The 15,806-nt window shown below is 61.0% G+C and carries 13 protein-coding genes and 1 tRNA gene; 8 read left to right on the top strand and 6 right to left on the bottom strand.

Features of this window, described 5'->3' with window-relative positions; translation table 11 throughout:
• Positions 1-24 precede the first annotated feature (24 nt).
• Positions 25-993: a LysR family transcriptional regulator gene (locus HJC04_RS14445; protein ID WP_210628178.1), complete on the bottom strand. Its 969-nt coding sequence runs from the start codon at positions 991-993 to the stop codon at positions 25-27.
• A gap of 139 nt (positions 994-1,132) precedes the next feature.
• Between HJC04_RS14445 and HJC04_RS14440 the strand changes: the two genes are divergently transcribed.
• Positions 1,133-1,747: an FMN-dependent NADH-azoreductase gene (locus HJC04_RS14440; protein WP_064802027.1), complete on the top strand. Its 615-nt coding sequence runs from the start codon at positions 1,133-1,135 to the stop codon at positions 1,745-1,747.
• A gap of 48 nt (positions 1,748-1,795) precedes the next feature.
• On the opposite strand, the gene HJC04_RS14435 is transcribed toward HJC04_RS14440, so the two are convergent.
• Positions 1,796-2,371, bottom strand: coding sequence for a TetR/AcrR family transcriptional regulator (locus tag HJC04_RS14435; RefSeq protein ID WP_210628179.1), 576 nt, complete (start codon positions 2,369-2,371; stop codon positions 1,796-1,798).
• A gap of 106 nt (positions 2,372-2,477) precedes the next feature.
• Between HJC04_RS14435 and HJC04_RS14430 the strand changes: the two genes are divergently transcribed.
• On the top strand, positions 2,478-3,254 hold the full coding sequence (locus HJC04_RS14430) for an SDR family oxidoreductase (protein WP_210628180.1): 777 nt from the start codon (positions 2,478-2,480) through the stop codon (positions 3,252-3,254).
• Between the two features lie 188 nt (positions 3,255-3,442).
• On the opposite strand, the gene HJC04_RS14425 is transcribed toward HJC04_RS14430, so the two are convergent.
• From HJC04_RS14425 to ilvA, 3 genes are all read right to left on the bottom strand, one after another.
• Positions 3,443-4,714, bottom strand: a complete 1,272-nt coding sequence (locus tag HJC04_RS14425) for a diguanylate cyclase (RefSeq protein ID WP_210628181.1) — start codon at positions 4,712-4,714, stop codon at positions 3,443-3,445.
• A gap of 229 nt (positions 4,715-4,943) precedes the next feature.
• Complete coding sequence (locus HJC04_RS14420; protein WP_210628182.1) at positions 4,944-5,270, bottom strand: HlyU family transcriptional regulator; 327 nt, start codon at positions 5,268-5,270, stop codon at positions 4,944-4,946.
• A gap of 37 nt (positions 5,271-5,307) precedes the next feature.
• Positions 5,308-6,558 (bottom strand): threonine ammonia-lyase, encoded by a 1,251-nt coding sequence (gene ilvA / locus HJC04_RS14415; RefSeq protein WP_210628183.1) that lies wholly within the window; start codon positions 6,556-6,558, stop codon positions 5,308-5,310.
• 179 nt (positions 6,559-6,737) lie between these two features.
• On the opposite strand from ilvA, the gene HJC04_RS14410 reads away from it, so the two are divergent.
• On the top strand, positions 6,738-7,112 hold the full coding sequence (locus HJC04_RS14410) for a VanZ family protein (RefSeq protein WP_210628184.1): 375 nt from the start codon (positions 6,738-6,740) through the stop codon (positions 7,110-7,112).
• Between the two features lie 393 nt (positions 7,113-7,505).
• Here HJC04_RS14410 and HJC04_RS14405 read toward each other — a convergent pair.
• Positions 7,506-7,591: transfer RNA gene (locus HJC04_RS14405), tRNA-Leu, on the bottom strand.
• A gap of 251 nt (positions 7,592-7,842) precedes the next feature.
• Here HJC04_RS14405 and HJC04_RS14400 point away from each other — a divergent pair.
• From HJC04_RS14400 to HJC04_RS14380, 5 genes are all read left to right on the top strand, one after another.
• The gene (locus HJC04_RS14400) at positions 7,843-8,619 is read left to right on the top strand and encodes a competence/damage-inducible protein A (RefSeq protein WP_210628185.1); all 777 of its coding nucleotides are present in this window, start codon (positions 7,843-7,845) and stop codon (positions 8,617-8,619) included.
• A gap of 91 nt (positions 8,620-8,710) precedes the next feature.
• Positions 8,711-9,553 carry a universal stress protein gene (locus HJC04_RS14395; RefSeq protein ID WP_221146519.1) on the top strand — a complete coding sequence of 281 codons (843 nt, stop codon included), beginning with the start codon at positions 8,711-8,713 and terminating at the stop codon, positions 9,551-9,553.
• Between the two features lie 215 nt (positions 9,554-9,768).
• Entirely contained in the window at positions 9,769-10,263 is a 495-nt protein-coding gene (gpt, locus tag HJC04_RS14390; protein WP_210628187.1) for a xanthine phosphoribosyltransferase, read from the top strand.
• Positions 10,264-10,886: 623 nt separating this feature from the next.
• A complete protein-coding gene (locus tag HJC04_RS14385) occupies positions 10,887-14,702 on the top strand; it encodes a vitamin B12-dependent ribonucleotide reductase (RefSeq protein ID WP_210628188.1) in 3,816 nt (1,271 codons plus the stop codon).
• Positions 14,703-15,170: 468 nt separating this feature from the next.
• A complete protein-coding gene (locus HJC04_RS14380) occupies positions 15,171-15,704 on the top strand; it encodes a histidine phosphatase family protein (RefSeq protein WP_210628189.1) in 534 nt (177 codons plus the stop codon).
• The last annotated feature ends 102 nt before the right edge of the window (positions 15,705-15,806 follow it).

The following is a 15,806-nucleotide window of genomic DNA, read 5'->3' as shown; positions in this document are numbered from 1 at the left end:
GAAGGCGCGGGAACCGCGCCTGCCTCATTCGGCCGCGAGCGGCACGACAGGTTCCCGCAATTCGGCAATCCGGGCGTGCAAGTCCGCCTGGCTCGGGCAACGCGTAAGCCGCGAGCGGAAGGCATCGATCATCCAGGTGGCCGCCGGCCCCGGCGGATTGGCGAGCCGGCGCATCGAATAGATGGCGTACTCCCCCTGCTCATAAGCATCCAGATCGAGATGGACGAGCGTGCCGCTCAGGAGATCGTCATGGATCAGGGACGCTGGAAGGCCGCCCCAGCCGAGGCCGCTCTTGATGAGCTGATGCTTCGTGGCGATATCGCTGACGCGCCATGTCTTGTAGGACAGGACGTTGAAATCGCGCCCCTTCGTCCGACCCGACGCATCGGTGACGACGAGTTGCACCTCCTCGCGGACATCACCGAGGGTCAGCGGCCGATCGAGTTCGGCCAGCGGGTGGTTGCGCGCGGCGACGGGCATCATGAAGGAGTGACCGATCCGCTCCGTGACGACCGAATCGTCCTGCTTCAGGACTGCTCCGCCAATTCCGATCGTCGCCTTGCCGCTCAGAACGAGATCCATGACCATTCCGAGTTCGCCGACGTTGAGGTTCATGGAAACGGACGGGAACATCTCACGGAATTCGTGGAGGACATCCACCACAGCCTTCGACGGCACCATGACGCTGATGGCCACGGATACCTCCGCTTCGAGTCCTTCCTTCAGGCTCTTGACGCGCGCCCGCATGACCTGCAGGTCGCCGAGAATTCGTCGCGCATCCTCCAGCATCGCCTTGCCCGCTTCCGTCAGCTTCGGCTGGCGCGCCCCGGAGCGCTCGAAAAGCGGCATCTCGAGCTGTGCCTCGAGATTGGCGATCGTATAGCTGACGACCGACTGTGCGCGATTCAGCGCGCGCGAAGCGGCCGAAAAGCTGCCGGTCTCGGCAACGGTCAGAAACACCTGCAATTGGTCCAGAGTCGGGTTCGGAAGCATCTTCCATCCATTCCATCGATAGTTTCGATCGACATTATCTCCGTTTTTTCGATAGCAGGCCAGACTTATTTTCCTGTTCGACACCGCGGCTCACCTCCCAGCAACGAGCCGTTCCGTTCAATTCGAAAGGAAATGATCCATGTCGTCCATTCTTCTTCTGACGTCCAGCCCGCGTGCCGAATCGCTCTCGACGCCGATCGCCGCCGATCTCGCCGAGAAGCTGAAAAACCAGAAACCGGGCAGCGTCGTCGTCCGCCGCGACCTTGCCGCCACCCCGCTGCCGCATATCGACGACCTCTTCACCGGCGCGATCCGCAAGCCGGCGGAAGCCCGCACCGCCGAAGAGATCGCAGCCATCAAGACCTCCGACGAACTGGTCGCCGAACTGTTTGCCGCCGACACGATCGTCATCAGCACCGGCCTGATCAACTTCAACATCTATTCGTCGCTGAAGACCTGGATCGACAATGTCGCCCGCGCCGGCGTGACCTTCAAGTATACGGAAAGCGGCCCGGTCGGCCTCGTAACCGGTAAGAAGGTCTATGTGGTACTTGCTTCCGGCGGCGTCTATTCGCAGGGACCGGCTGCTCCCCTGAACCATGCCGTGCCTTACCTGAAATCGGTTCTCGGCTTCCTCGGTATCACCGATATCGAAACCATCTATGTCGAAGGCCTGGCTTTTGGCCCGGAAGCCGCTGAAAAGGCCATCGGCGCCGCCAAGTCGCGCGTCGAGGAAATCGCACTCGCCGCATGATCGGCTTTCGAAGCCTCCATCGAACGGCCGGCACCTGCCGGCCGTTCGTCATTTGTCGATATCGGCGACGAAATCCCGGATCGTCTCCAGGATTTCGCCCGAAAGAGCCTCATCCGAGGAAACCCTGGCAAGGCCGACGCCGCCTGCCATCATCGCGAAAGCCATGATTGCCTTTCGCCGTCTTTCCGCTTCATTTGCTCCCGTGGCCTTGCTCGCCAAAGCCTCGAAATTGCGTTCGAGCCGCTCCGTCGCAATGCGCCGCGCCTTCTCGCCGCTGCGGGACAGATCCGAGGTCAGTGCGGCAAAAGGGCAGCCATCGCCGGGGTTGTCGCGATGATAGGCGCTGACATAACGATCGGCGATATCCGCCGCGGTCATCTCTGCCGGGTTCACTCCTTCGGCCTCAAGCCCGCGTCCCCATGAATCGAAGGCGAACTGGACTGCCTCGGCGACGAGATCGTCGCGGGAGGCGAAGTGCTTGTAGAAGCCGCCGACAGTCAGCCCGGCTTCCTTCATCAGGTCGGCGACGCCGATACCGTCAAGCCCCTCCTCGCGCAGCCGCTTCGAAGCGGTCTCGACGATCTTCTCGTGCGTCTTCTGTTTTTCCAGTTGCGAACGTCCCATCGGATTCTCCCCGTATTACGTCTTGACTTACATGGATTACAATCATAATCCTTGTAGCTAACGATCATAATCCAGATCGTTGTCATTTCCAAGAGGAGCATGCATCATGCGTCTAAGAAACAAGGTCGCCCTCATCACCGGGGGCAACAGCGGTATCGGTCTTGCAACCGCCAAGGTGTTCATCGATGAGGGTGCCAAGGTGGTGATCACCGGCCGCAACCCGGAAACGCTTGCCGCCGCCGAAAAGGCGCTTGGGGCCGGCGTGCTGGCGCTGAAGGTCGATGTCACCGATGCCGCCGCCACCGAGAAGGCTTTTGCGGAGGCTGCCGCAAAGGTCGGCAAGTTCGACATCGTCTTCGCCAATGCCGGCATCGGCGGCGCAACACCGCTCGGTGACACCTCGCCGGAGCAGTTCAATCGGATCATCAGCACCAATCTGACGGCAGTGTTCTTCACCGTGCAATCGGCCCTGCCGCATCTCAACGACAGCGGCTCGGTCATTCTCAACGGCTCGGTGCATGCCGTGCTCGGCGCTCCCGGCTGGTCGGCCTATGCGGCCACCAAGGCTGCGGTGCGCGCGATGACGCGCAATATGGCGTCGGAACTCGCGCCGCGCGGCATCCGTGTCAACCAGGTGACTCCTGGCGGCACGAAGACACCGATCTGGTCGCCGATGGCACCCACAGAAGATGCGATGTCGGCGCTCGAGGCTCGCATGGGCGGCCTGAGCCCGCTCGGCCGCATGAGCGAAGCCGACGAAATCGCCAAGGCGGCGCTCTATCTGGCATCGGACGATTCCGCCAATGTCACCGGCATCGAGATCACCGTCGACGGCGGCATGACGAGCGCACCCTCCGGGGCCAAGATCTTCCGCGCCGCCTGACTGAAGTGGGGGTTGGCAACACCTGCCCAGCCCCCGCTCCCTGCGCATCTGCGGGATTGTTGGCCGAAACGGACCAACTGATCGACCGGCCGGCCTGGCCGTAGAGCCTGGCTACGACGCGCGCCGGCCGGTCGACCATCCCACTCCGTTTGGATCAACAGAATGATTCAATCTAATCAGGAAAGGCTCTAACTCGGTTGCATCATACCGGAGCGGCCGACGACGCAGTTGCGGCCGCTTTTCTTTGCCGCGTAGAGCCTGCCGTCGGCGGCGGTGAGCACCGTCGTAAAGCTGATGCCGTCCTCGTCAGCTGTGGCAACGCCGATGCTGACCGTCACCGGCTTGTTATCCGGTGTTTTGACGCTGGTCTCGATCGTCCAGCGCAGGCGGTCGGCAAGGAGCAGCCCTTCTTCGTGGCTTGTGCCGGGGCAGACGGCGACGAATTCCTCGCCGCCGAAGCGGAAGATGCGGTCGCTTGATCGCAGTGTCGTGCCGAGCCGGGCGGCGATCGCCTTCAGCACCTCGTCGCCCTGAAGATGGCCATGACCGTCGTTGACATCCTTGAAGTGATCGGCGTCGATAATGAGGACGGTGGCAAACAGCCCCTGCCTCAGGGCCTCCCGCAGCATCAGCGGCGCTTCGAGTTCCATGCGCGTGCGGTCATAAACGCCGGTGAGCATATCGCGGCCGGTGCGCTCCAGAAGATCGTTATAGCGCTCGCGAAAGGTGAGATCACCAAAGACGTCGCTGATGGAGCGCGCGGCGGCGTCGGCGCCAAGGCGGCGGATTCGATATTCATAGACGGCAAACATCGCCCCATAGAGGCAGACGGAGAGCATTTTCGCCTTCCAGCCACCCCAGAATACGGCGACCGGAACGTCGAGGAAATAGTGAAGCGCGGCAAAGAAGCCAACCTGGTCGAAAGTCAGCAGCACAAAGCCGGAGATCATGAAACGCAGAACGACACGCCTGCGGAAGAAATCGCCGAGTTTTTCATAGAGCAGAATGATGCCGAGCGAATCGACGTAGAGCAGTGCCGTGCCCCAGATCATCAGCCAACCCATCTCCTTCAGGAAATCGACATCGGGCGTGTGGTTCGACGACAGCTGCAGCGGCTGGTGCAACTGCAGCACCCAGGCGATGCCGACGGTCAGCAGATTGCCGAGAAACAAGCCGTAGATCGGCTGGCGCACCGTCGCGGCATCCTCCCACAGATACAGCATCAGGATCATCATCAGCTTGCCGGAGAAGAAGACCGAAGACCCCGGGGACACGTCGCCGAACGGCAGCGAGACGTAAAAGACCGCCGCTAGGTAGGTCTCCATGAAATGCATGACGCCGAGCGCCGTCAAAAAAACCCCGAGGCCGAGCCGATGGCGGAAATGCAGAAGCGTCACCATCAGCACGAAATAGGCAATGGCTTCGACGACGAAGAGCGCGAGGTTGATAGTCTCCATCACGGCACCGCGGCGTCCGGGAGGCGCCTTCGCGGCCGGGCGGGCGCTGCGATAACGGCAGCGGATCCCTTGATCGATCGTCTGAAAAATTGAAGCACAAGAGCGGCCCTGCAAATCCTGCAAGCGATAGCTTTCGCCGCAATCCTTTAAGATTGCGTGTGCAAGATCACATGACCGGGATCAGAACCACAACTTGAAAAGCAAGAAAACTCCCCCGGCCGGGATTCGGGTTTCAGACCTGACGGATCTTCTCGCCATCGCTGAAGAGTGACGAACCATGCTGATCGATAATCTGCTGCGCCTTGCGCACCGTGCATTCGATCGCATCGTCGGAGGAGGAAAACATATCGGCACGGATGAAATTGCGCACCAGCACCTCGTCGCCGACCTTCTTTTCGATGCGGCCGGCCAGACGATACTGGCTGCCTTCCTTGCGCGGCTCCGCATAAATCGTGCAATCGCCGTAAAGCTGCGGCTCGCCGGACGGGCCTGCCGCCTGCGAGGCTGGTTTAGCCCCGCCGGAGAACATCGAAAAGAGATTTGAAAAGAATGAAGCCATGACGCGTCTCTAGCACGGCGGCCTTGCGATCGCCAAGTCAAATGATCAAGTTAGCGAGGATCTCGTTCTCGGTGATATCCTCGTAACCCATGCCGGAAGCTTCGAAATTCGCAATCAGCCGGGCGAAGTTCTCAGGCGCCTTGGTTTCGATGCCGATCAGGATCGAGCCGAAGTTGCGCGCCGATTTTTTCAGATATTCGAAGCGGGCGATATCGTCGTCGGGGCCGAGCAGATTGAGAAAATCCCTGAGCGCCCCGGGGCGCTGGGCGAGCCGCAGGATGAAGTATTTCTTCAGCCCTGCGTAACGCATGGCTCTTTCCTTTACGTCAGGCAGGCGCTCGAAATCGAAATTGCCGCCGGAGACAACGGCGACGATGCTCTTGCCGCGGATTGCCTGGGCGTCCATCGCAGCGACCGCCGTCAGCGACAGGGCGCCGGCCGGCTCCAGTACGACGCCCTCCACGTTCAGCATCTCCTGGATGGTGACGCAGATGGCGTTTTCCGACATCAGTTGCACTTGGCTTGCCGGGAAATCACGAAGGGCGGCGAAATTCAGGTCGCCGATGCGGGCGACCGCTGCGCCGTCGACAAAGTTGTCGACCTTGGCAAGCGTCGTCACCTTGCCTGCCTCAATGCTGCGCCTGAGGCTCGGCGCGCCGGCCGGTTCGGCGAAGACGAAGGCCGATTTCTGCACGATGCCGTCGAGATAACCGGTGATGCCGGCGGCCAGTCCGCCGCCGCCGACCGGCAGAATCACCATGTCAGGCACCGTTCCCTCGGGCAGCTGCTGCATGATCTCGGCAGCGACCGTCGCCTGCCCCTCGATGATATCGGCATGGTCGAAGGGCGGCACCATGACGCCGCCGACCGCCTCGACATGCTCGCGCGCCGCCTGATAGCACTGGTCGAAAAAGTCGCCGAACAGCCGGATGGTGATGAATTCAGCGCCGAACATGCGAGTCTTGTCGATTTTCTGCTGCGGCGTCGTCACCGGCATGAAGACGACGCCCGGCACGCCGAAATGACGGCAGACATAGGCAAAGCCCTGGGCGTGGTTGCCGGCCGAGGCGCAGACGAAGGTCTTGCCGGCCGCCCCCTGCCCGATCGCCTTGCGGAAGAAGTTGAAGGCGCCGCGGATCTTGTAGGAGCGCACCGGCGACAGATCCTCGCGCTTCAGCCATATGTCGGCGCCGTAGCGGGCCGAGAGATGGTCATTGAGCTGCAGCGGCGTTGCCGGAAAGAGGCTGCGCATTGCCTCTTCGGCGCTTTCGACTTCAAGTCTCGTCACGGGCGTGGTCCGTTCTCATGATTGGTCACCGCCGCTATGGCACAGGCCGGCGGCCAAAGGAAAGGGTTCACTGATCGGCCGGCCCAGCCCATAGAGCCTTTCTTAAGCCAATCGCAAAATCGGCGGCAGATGAACTGATTTTAACTGTCAATGAAAAGGCCTGCCACTTATATGGAGCGATGATGATCTTCAAATTCGCAAGACCGCTCGCCTGGCTGCTGCTCGCCCTCATCCTGTTTGTCACGGTTTCGCCGATCGGGCTGAGACCGAATACGGTGACGACGGTCGATGCGGACCGCGGCACCGCCTATGTTCTGCTCGGCCTCTCCTTTGCTCTCGCCTATCCGAAGCAGTGGAAACTGGTGGCCGTGCTGCTGATCGTTGGGGCGGTCGCCATCGAATATCTGCAGTATTTCGCGCCGACCCGCCATCCGCGCCTGCATGACGCCGGCATCAAGGCCATGGGCGCCGCCCTCGGCCTCGTTGCCGGCTGGGTGATCAACAGATGGCGCGAGAGCAGAGCTCCAAGCGGCCTGCCTTTCACAGAACGCTGATTATTGCGAATCAGAAACCCGGCAAATCCATTGCCCAGAAAAACAGCGGTATCGCAGCCACAGCAGTTGCAAGAACAAATGCGACGCTCGTCTTGAAGATCCGGACGCGCCGAACCCTGGTCCCGCTCCAATCGTAAACCATCGTCTTACTCCCACAAGACAACACTTACTCGCCGCGGCGCAATCCTTGCACCGAAAATGTCATTGTCAAGCAACAACGCGCTTTTTTGCGCGCAATATACAGGCATATTCAAACAGGATTATAAAGATTGTTGCAGCGAACCGGGGCATTATCGAACCAGTCCGCCTTCGTTCCCGACGGAACTACGGCGCGACAGCCTTCGCTTGGCTGCTCTCTTCGGCTCGCCGAGCCGAAGCTCACAGAGCGTAGGCTGGTGCGGGCGACGGGGATCGAACCCGTATAGCCTAAGGCCGAGGGATTTTAAGTCCCTTGCGTCTACCAGTTTCGCCACGCCCGCTTGCGGCGTTTTCAATATCTCGCGTCACCGACTATGGGAAGAGCCGTGGGGCGTAAAAATAAGATCAGCTCTGCCGGCAGCGCCCCGGAATGAATGAGCAGGCATTTCAGCGCGAAAGAGACGCATCGGTCGGTGCCAAAGAGCATGATATCGTCGGAAAACCGCTCACACTTTTCCGCATCACGCGCGAGTGTTTGCAAAGCGGCCCGAGGGCGCTACCTATTGACCAGCCTCACATCACGGAACATCCCATGAGCCATGACACCGTCGTCACCGCCGCCATGCTCGCCATCGGCGACGAACTCCTTTCCGGCCGCACCAAGGACAAGAATATCGGCCACCTCGCCGATCTGCTCACCCTGTCAGGCATCGATCTCAAGGAAGTGCGCATCGTCGCCGACGACGAGGAGGCGATCGTCGAGGCGCTGAATGCGCTTCGCCCTCGATATGATTACGTCTTCACCTCGGGCGGGATCGGGCCGACGCATGACGACATCACCGCCGATGCAATCGCCAAGGCTTTCGGCCTGCCCTGCGAATATGACGAAGCGGCAATGACCCTGCTGGCCGATATGTACCGTCGCCGCGAGATGGACTTCACCGAGGCGCGCCAGCGCATGGCGCGCATGCCGCGGGGTGCCGTTCATATCCCCAATCCGGTGTCGACGGCGCCGGGCTTCATCATCGGCAATGTCTATGTCATGGCCGGCGTGCCGCAGGTCTTTCAGGCCATGGTCGACAATGTGCTGCCGACGCTTCGCACCGGCACGCCGCTGCTCTCGCTCGCCATCGCCTGCCCTTACGGCGAGGGTGATATCGGCACCCCGCTTGCCGCGATCCAGAAAGCGCATCCGGACACCAGCATCGGTTCCTACCCACGTTATCTCGGCCAGAAATTCTCGACCGAGATCGTCGTGCGCGGCCGCTCGCAACCGGCAATCGATGCAGCCGGCGCCGAGGTGCATGCGATGATCGACGCCATCGGCCGGAACAAGGCGATCGCAAAAAACCATTCTGCCGAGGCTTGAGGGACTGGACTTGATTCCCGTCAAGGAACGGGAGAACGGTCCGGTGCATTCCGTCCCTCGCGCACGTCATTTCAGCGCAAGGAGAATTGATATGTCCTACAAAACCATCCTCGCCATTCTCGATACGGCAGACAATAGCGCCGTCGTTGCCGATTTCGCCTTTGCGATTGCCGCAGAAAGCGGTGCTCACGTGATCGGCCTGCATGCCGAAACCATCTCGGCCGTGCCGCTGGTGGCGCCGATGGAAATTCCCGATCCCGTCGCGGTGCAGGCGCTGCAGGATATGGCGCATGGTGAAACGGTCGCCGTCGAGCGCATCTTTCAGGCGAAAGCGCAGGCCGCCGGCGCCTCCTCGGAATGGCGCAGCTTTGCCACCTCCACCGGTTACGGTTCCGCACCGCTGATCGAAAGCGCCCGCAGCGCCGATCTTCTGATCGCATCGCAGGCCGACCCGGACAATCCCTCCGACAGCCATGTCGACGTCGACAGCTTCCTCTTCGAAACCGGGCGACCGGTGCTGATGATCCCTTACGTTATCTGCCAGCCGAGGCCGATCAAGCGCGTGCTGATCGCCTGGAATGGCTCGAAGGAGGCGGCGCGCGCGACCTTCGATGCGCTGCCCTTCCTGAAAGCGGCGGAGGAGGTGGAGATTTTTTCGGTCGACCCGGCCGATACCGCCCTGCAGTCGCCGCTCACATCAGGCGCCGAGATCGCCGCTGCACTTGCCCGCCATGGCGTGAAGACGACGCTTGCGACGGGCCACAGCGTCGACAGGAATACCTCGCATGTCATCGAAAACCGGCTGTCGGACAGCAGCATCGACCTTCTCGTCATGGGCGCATATACCCATTCCCGGCTCTGGCAGGCGATCTTCGGCGGCACGACGAAGAGCCTGCTGCAATCGATGACGGCGCTGACGCTGTTGTCGCGATGAGCGGCTGCTCTTGCGTTTTACCGCCAAATCCCGCTAATTGCTGCCACCGATGAAGGCTTCCAGCCCCGGCCACGCCTCGCGCAGTAGCACGTGCGATCTCGCGCGGCAGCTCGCGATCTCGCGCAGTTCCGGCTGCGCGATTTGCGTTTTGCCGCTGAAGCCGTCCGGTCGCCGACAAACGGCGTGTCCTCTCAATCATGCCGCGGAGCAGCCCTATGTCCCTTCCCGATAAAGCCTTTCCCGTTTCCTGGGATCAGTTCCACCGCGATGCGCGCGCACTTGCCTGGCGGCTTGCCGGCCTCGATCAGGCCTTCAAGGCGATCGTCTGCATCACCCGCGGCGGCCTCGTTCCGGCCGCAATCATCTCGCGCGAACTGAACATCCGGCTGATCGAGACCGTCTGCATCGCCTCCTACCACGACTATGTGAACCAGGGCGACATGGTGCTCCTCAAGGGAATTGCGCCGGAGCTTACCGAAAACGGCGGCGAAGGCGTGCTCGTGGTCGACGATCTGACGGATACCGGCAAAACAGCCGCACAGGTGCGCACCATGCTGCCGAAGGCGCATTTCGCCTGCGTCTATGCCAAGCCGAAGGGCGTGCCGACCGTCGACACCTTCATCACCGAGGTCAGCCAGGACACCTGGATCTATTTCCCCTGGGACATGGGCTTCACTTATCAGGAACCGATCGCCAAGGGCGCGCGCTAACCGCCGCTATCCGGAGTGCGCCGGCATTCTCGGCGCACTTCGACAGCGCTCGCCGGCTCAGCGAATCGGCATGCGCATTTGTGCCGGAAATGCCATCACAAGATTTGCCGCAGGACGCTTTTTTGCCGCTACGAGATTTTCCTTAGCCGGCGACACCCGCAAGTCCTTGTATTTTCAGCACTCCCCGACTTTCCCCAATCTCCACAGGCGCATCCACAAGATGTTGTGGTTACCATTCAATTAAAAACCAGCCCTTGACGGAATCAGCTGTTTCAAACTTTATTGTTCGTGATGTTGCGGCGGCGACAGGACCGGAGGTTACGAGCCCGGTTCCCTTTGAAAAACAAGACGCAGATTGAGGGCATGCGCCGGAACCGGTTCAGGCCCGAGGGAATCTCTGCGCAGTTTTCAGCCTCCAAAAAAAGTGACATCGGGACTGGCGATAATAAGTTGTTAATACTATATTTAGTGTTTGCAGCCACCATCACCACAAGATACAGGAAAGCCATCTCCGGATGACACCCCTGTGACAATACGGAAACGAGACTGGCTGCACGACGACAATGTGCCGCCGGATAGGAAATTTGCGCCCAGGGGACGGGCGCCAACGCGAGGTCAAGACTATGCGCATCGAACGTCGTTTCACGAAGGCCGGCCAAGGCGCCTATGCGGATATCGAATTCCGCAAGGCGACGAGCGAGATCAAGAACCCGGATGGGTCGATCGTCTTCCGCCTCGAGAATATCGACGTTCCCGCGCAGTTCTCCCAGGTCGCGACCGATGTTCTGGCGCAGAAATATTTCCGCAAGGCCGGCGTTCCCACTCGTCTGAAGAAGGTCGAGGAAAACGACGTTCCTTCCTTCCTGTGGCGCTCCGTTCCCGATGATGCCGCGCTGAAGACCCTGCCCAAGGAGGAGCAAACCGGTTCCGAAATCGATGCGCGCCAGGTCTTCGACCGTCTCGCCGGCACCTGGACCTATTGGGGCTGGAAGGGCGGCTATTTCTCTTCGGAAGAAGATGCTGCCGCCTTCAAGGACGAGCTCGCCTATATGCTCGCCACCCAGCGCGTCGCCCCGAACTCGCCGCAGTGGTTCAACACCGGCCTGCACTGGGCCTATGGCATCGACGGCCCTGGCCAGGGTCACTTCTACGTCGACCCCTTCACCGGCAAGCTGACCAAGTCCAAGTCGGCCTACGAACATCCGCAGCCGCATGCCTGCTTCATCCAGTCGGTCGAAGACGACCTCGTCAACGAAGGCGGCATCATGGACCTTTGGGTGCGTGAAGCCCGCCTCTTCAAATACGGCTCCGGCACCGGCTCCAACTTCTCGATGCTGCGCGGCGAAGGCGAAAAGCTTTCCGGCGGCGGCCGCTCCTCCGGCCTGATGAGCTTCCTGAAGATCGGCGACCGCGCCGCCGGCGCCATCAAATCGGGCGGCACGACGCGCCGCGCCGCCAAGATGGTGGTCGTCGACATCGACCATCCCGATATCGAGGAATACATCAACTGGAAGGTCAAGGAAGAGCAGAAGGTCGCCGCTCTCGTCACTGGCTCGAAGATCGTCGCCAGGCACCTGAAGGCGATCATGAAGGCCTGCTTCAACTGCGAAGGCGGCGATAATGGCGATTGCTTCGATCCGGCCAAGAACCCTGCCCTCAAGCGCGAAATCCGCGCCGCCAAGAAGGACCAGGTTCCGGAAAACTACGTCCAGCGCGTCATCCAGTTCGCCCGCCAGGGCTACAAGGATCTCGAATTCAAGACCTACGACACGGATTGGGATTCGGAAGCCTACCTCACGGTATCCGGCCAGAACTCCAACAACTCCGTTTCGATCAAGGACGACTTCCTGCGTGCGGTCGAGGATGACGGCGAATGGAAGCTGACCGCCCGTAAGGACGGCCGGGTGATGAAGACGCTGAAGGCGCGCGACCTCTGGGAAACGATTTCCTATGCCGCCTGGGCTTCGGCCGATCCGGGCATCCACTTTAACACGACCATGAACGACTGGCACACCTCGCCGGCCGGCGGCCCGATCCGCGGCTCGAACCCGTGCTCGGAATACATGTTCCTCGACGACACGGCCTGCAACCTCGCCTCGCTGAACCTCTTGCAGTTCAAGGACAAGGCCACCAAGCGCATCAATATCGGCGACTATGAACATGCAGTTCGCCTGTGGACCGTCGTGCTCGAAATCTCGGTGATGATGGCGCAGTTCCCGTCGAAGCGCATTGCCGAACTCTCCTACGAATACCGCACGCTCGGCCTCGGCTACGCCAATATCGGCGGCCTGCTGATGTCGTCGGGCATTCCCTACGACTCCGCTGAAGCCCGTGCCATCGCCGGTTCGCTGACCGCAATCATGACCGGCATCTGCTATGCGACCTCGGCCGAAATCGCCGGCGAGCTCGGCCCCTTTCCGAATTTCGCGCCGAACCGCGAGAGCATGCTCAGGGTCATTCGCAATCATCGCCGCGCCGCTTATGGCGAAACCTCCGGCTATGAGGCGCTATCGATCGATCCGGTTGCGCTGATCCATTCGGAAAACCCCGACCAGGATCTTGTAGTCCATGCCAAATCGGCCTGGGACAAGGCGCTCGAACTCGGCGAAAAGCATGGCTACCGCAATGCACAGGTCTCGGTCATTGCGCCGACAGGCACGATCGGCCTCGTCATGGATTGCGACACCACCGGCATCGAGCCTGACTTCGCCCTCGTCAAGTTCAAGAAGCTCGCCGGCGGCGGCTACTTCAAGATCATCAACCGCGCCGTGCCGGAAGCGCTTCGCACGCTCGGTTATTCCGAAAGCCAGATCGCCGAGATCGAAGCCTATGCCGTCGGCCACGGCAACCTGAACCAGGCGCCGGCGATCAACCCGTCGACGCTGAAGGCCAAGGGCCTGACCGACGAGAAGGTGGAAGCCGTCAATGCCGCGCTGAAGAGCGCCTTTGACATCAAGTTCGTCTTCAACCAGTGGACGCTCGGCGCCGACTTCCTCAAGGAGACATTGAAGGTTTCCGACGAGCAGCTCGCCGACATGAGCTTCAACCTGCTCGACCATATGGGCTTCTCGAAGAAGGACATCGAAGCCGCCAACATCCATGTCTGCGGCGCGATGACGCTGGAAGGCGCGCCCTTCCTCAAGGCCGAGCATTTGCCGGTCTTCGATTGCGCCAATCCCTGCGGCAAGATCGGCAAACGCTATCTCTCCGTCGAAAGCCATATCCGTATGATGGCGGCTGCCCAGCCCTTCATCTCCGGCGCGATTTCCAAGACGATCAACATGCCGAACGAGGCGACCGTCGAGGATTGCAAGAACGCCTATATGCTGTCCTGGAAGCTAGGCCTCAAGGCCAACGCCCTCTATCGCGACGGCTCCAAGCTGTCGCAGCCGCTCAATGCCTCGCTGATCGAAGACGAGGACGACGAGGATGCGCTGGAGGAACTGCTGCAGGCGCCCGTCGCCGCCCAGGCTGTGACGGTCACCGAGAAGATCATCGAGCGAGTGATCGAACGGGTTTCGCGCGAACGCGAGAAGCTGCCGAACCGCCGCCAGGGCTATACCCAGAAGGCCGCCGTCGGCGGACACAAGGTCTATCTCAGAACCGGCGAATTCGGCGACGGCCGCCTCGGCGAGATCTTCATCGACATGCACAAGGAAGGGGCTGCTTTCCGTGCGATGATGAACAACTTCGCCATCGCCATCTCGCTCGGTCTGCAATATGGCGTGCCGCTCGAGGAATATGTCGAGGCCTTCACCTTCACCAAGTTCGAGCCGGCCGGGATGGTCATCGGTAACGATGCGATCAAGAACGCCACCTCGATCCTCGACTATGTGTTCCGCGAACTCGCCGTCTCCTATCTCGGCCGCCATGATCTCGCCCATGTCGACACGTCCGACTTCTCGAACACGGCGCTTGGCAAGGGCATCCAGGAAGGCAAGACCAACCTGCTCTCCACCGGCTGGACCCGCGGCTACAAGCCGACGCTGGTCTCCGGCACCGGCGGCGAACGCCAGGCGGGCGAACCCAAGGGTGCTGCCACCGCAGCCCCTGCCCGCGCCGCCTCCACCGGCACCGTGACCGCCTTTGCAGGTGCCGCGGCCCGCAAGCTGGAGCCGACAGTTGCCGTCTCCACCTCCGAAATCGTCGCCTTCAAGCGCGACTACGAGGAACGCGCCAAGGAATTGGCCGAGGAGATCGCCGAAGAGATAAGCGAGGAAATCACCAGCGACGCCACCGCCCTCTTCTCCGACAAGGCGGCAGCTGACGCAGCGACGGCGAAGACCGAAGCCAAGAAGGTGGAAGCCGAACGCCGCCAGCGCTCAATTATGCAGGGCTATACCGGCAACATGTGCTCGGAGTGCCAGAACTTCACGATGGTGCGGAATGGGACGTGCGAGAAGTGCGACACGTGCGGCGCGACGAGCGGGTGCAGCTGAGCAGGCTTGCAGTTCTTAAGTGTCTGTTGAGAAATCGAAGCTAGTTCTGGCCAAAAGCCTCTGAAATTGGCCATTTCCGACAGAAGCAATGGCCAGCCCGTCTGGGCACTTAAAGTGCCCGGACGGTGGCCCGTTTTGCGAATTCGCAGCAAATAGCCTGCCTGCATAAGCCTGCAATCTGGGGTTTCGAAAAGGGTTGACGCCTGCTCGAAGACCTGCTGCGGTTCTCCTGGCATCGGAACTCAGGGCGACGTCCAGAGTTTCGTCAGCGAGGTCGAGCTTAATTCGATTTCGGACAAGACGCGTTCCAGGCTCGATCGCACACCGTCACGCCGAAACCCGCGGGATGCTCAAGTTTCGCAAAGGTGGGACGAAACGACTGACCTCCCTGTTGTATCGGAGGCCCTTCATGCTCCAGGAGTCAACACGCAACGAAGCTCTAACCGACGACATCGGCCTCGCGATAAAATGAAGCTGAACCCCATGCTGCCGAAACACCGCCTCATCCTTCTGCGCCATGCCAAATCCGCCTGGCCCGACGGTGTGGCCGACCGTGAACGGCCATTGGCGGATCGCGGGCGCAAGGCGGCATCCGTCATCGGCGCCTATATGGTGCGCGAAAAACTGATCCCCGATCTCGCCCTCGTCTCGCCGGCCCGCCGGGCGCAGGAAACCTGGAAGCTCGTCCGCGGGGCCATTTTGAAAAAGGTCGAACACGAGGCGGCGGATATCTACGAGGTGCCGGCCGAGCGCATGCTCGATGTGATCCGGGCCGTCGAACCTGGCATCCGCACGCTGCTCATCGTCGGCCACAATCCCGGCATGGAGAATGCGGCCTCGCTGATCGCGCCGGACGGCGATGCCGATGCCGTGAGATGCATGCGGGAGAAGTTCCCGACGGCAGGACTCGCCGTCATTGACCTCGATCTCGACGGATGGGACGAGATTGCGGCGGGCACCGGTTATCTCGAGCGGTTCGTAACGCCGAGATCCTTGGGATAACAAGGCCACTTTCCGATTTGAATTTAGTGGACATGGTGCACGGTTCCGATTCTGCCCGCGCCGGTCCGAACGGGCCGTCCACGGCAGAATGGTTCGACAGCG

The organism is Rhizobium sp. NLR8a (genome assembly GCF_019685235.1).
Classification (GTDB): Bacteria; Pseudomonadota; Alphaproteobacteria; order Rhizobiales; family Rhizobiaceae; genus Rhizobium.
The sequence above is the reverse complement of the archived record's forward strand: the minus strand, read 5'-3'. Positions and strand labels throughout refer to the sequence as shown.

Bases quoted from the DNA above. Each gene is read 5' to 3' on its own strand.
- HJC04_RS14410 (WP_210628184.1), top strand. From the start codon at position 6,738: ATGATGATCTTCAAATTCGCAAGACCGCTCGCCTGGCTGCTGCTCGCC.
- HJC04_RS14445 (WP_210628178.1), bottom strand. From the start codon at position 993: ATGCTTCCGAACCCGACTCTGGACCAATTGCAGGTGTTTCTGACCGTT.
- HJC04_RS14435 (WP_210628179.1), bottom strand. From the start codon at position 2,371: ATGGGACGTTCGCAACTGGAAAAACAGAAGACGCACGAGAAGATCGTC.
- HJC04_RS14380 (WP_210628189.1), top strand. From the start codon at position 15,171: ATGAAGCTGAACCCCATGCTGCCGAAACACCGCCTCATCCTTCTGCGC.
- HJC04_RS14430 (WP_210628180.1), top strand. From the start codon at position 2,478: ATGCGTCTAAGAAACAAGGTCGCCCTCATCACCGGGGGCAACAGCGGT.
- gpt (WP_210628187.1), top strand. From the start codon at position 9,769: ATGTCCCTTCCCGATAAAGCCTTTCCCGTTTCCTGGGATCAGTTCCAC.
- HJC04_RS14440 (WP_064802027.1), top strand. From the start codon at position 1,133: ATGTCGTCCATTCTTCTTCTGACGTCCAGCCCGCGTGCCGAATCGCTC.
- HJC04_RS14385 (WP_210628188.1), top strand. From the start codon at position 10,887: ATGCGCATCGAACGTCGTTTCACGAAGGCCGGCCAAGGCGCCTATGCG.
- HJC04_RS14395 (WP_221146519.1), top strand. From the start codon at position 8,711: ATGTCCTACAAAACCATCCTCGCCATTCTCGATACGGCAGACAATAGC.
- HJC04_RS14420 (WP_210628182.1), bottom strand. From the start codon at position 5,270: ATGGCTTCATTCTTTTCAAATCTCTTTTCGATGTTCTCCGGCGGGGCT.
- HJC04_RS14400 (WP_210628185.1), top strand. From the start codon at position 7,843: ATGAGCCATGACACCGTCGTCACCGCCGCCATGCTCGCCATCGGCGAC.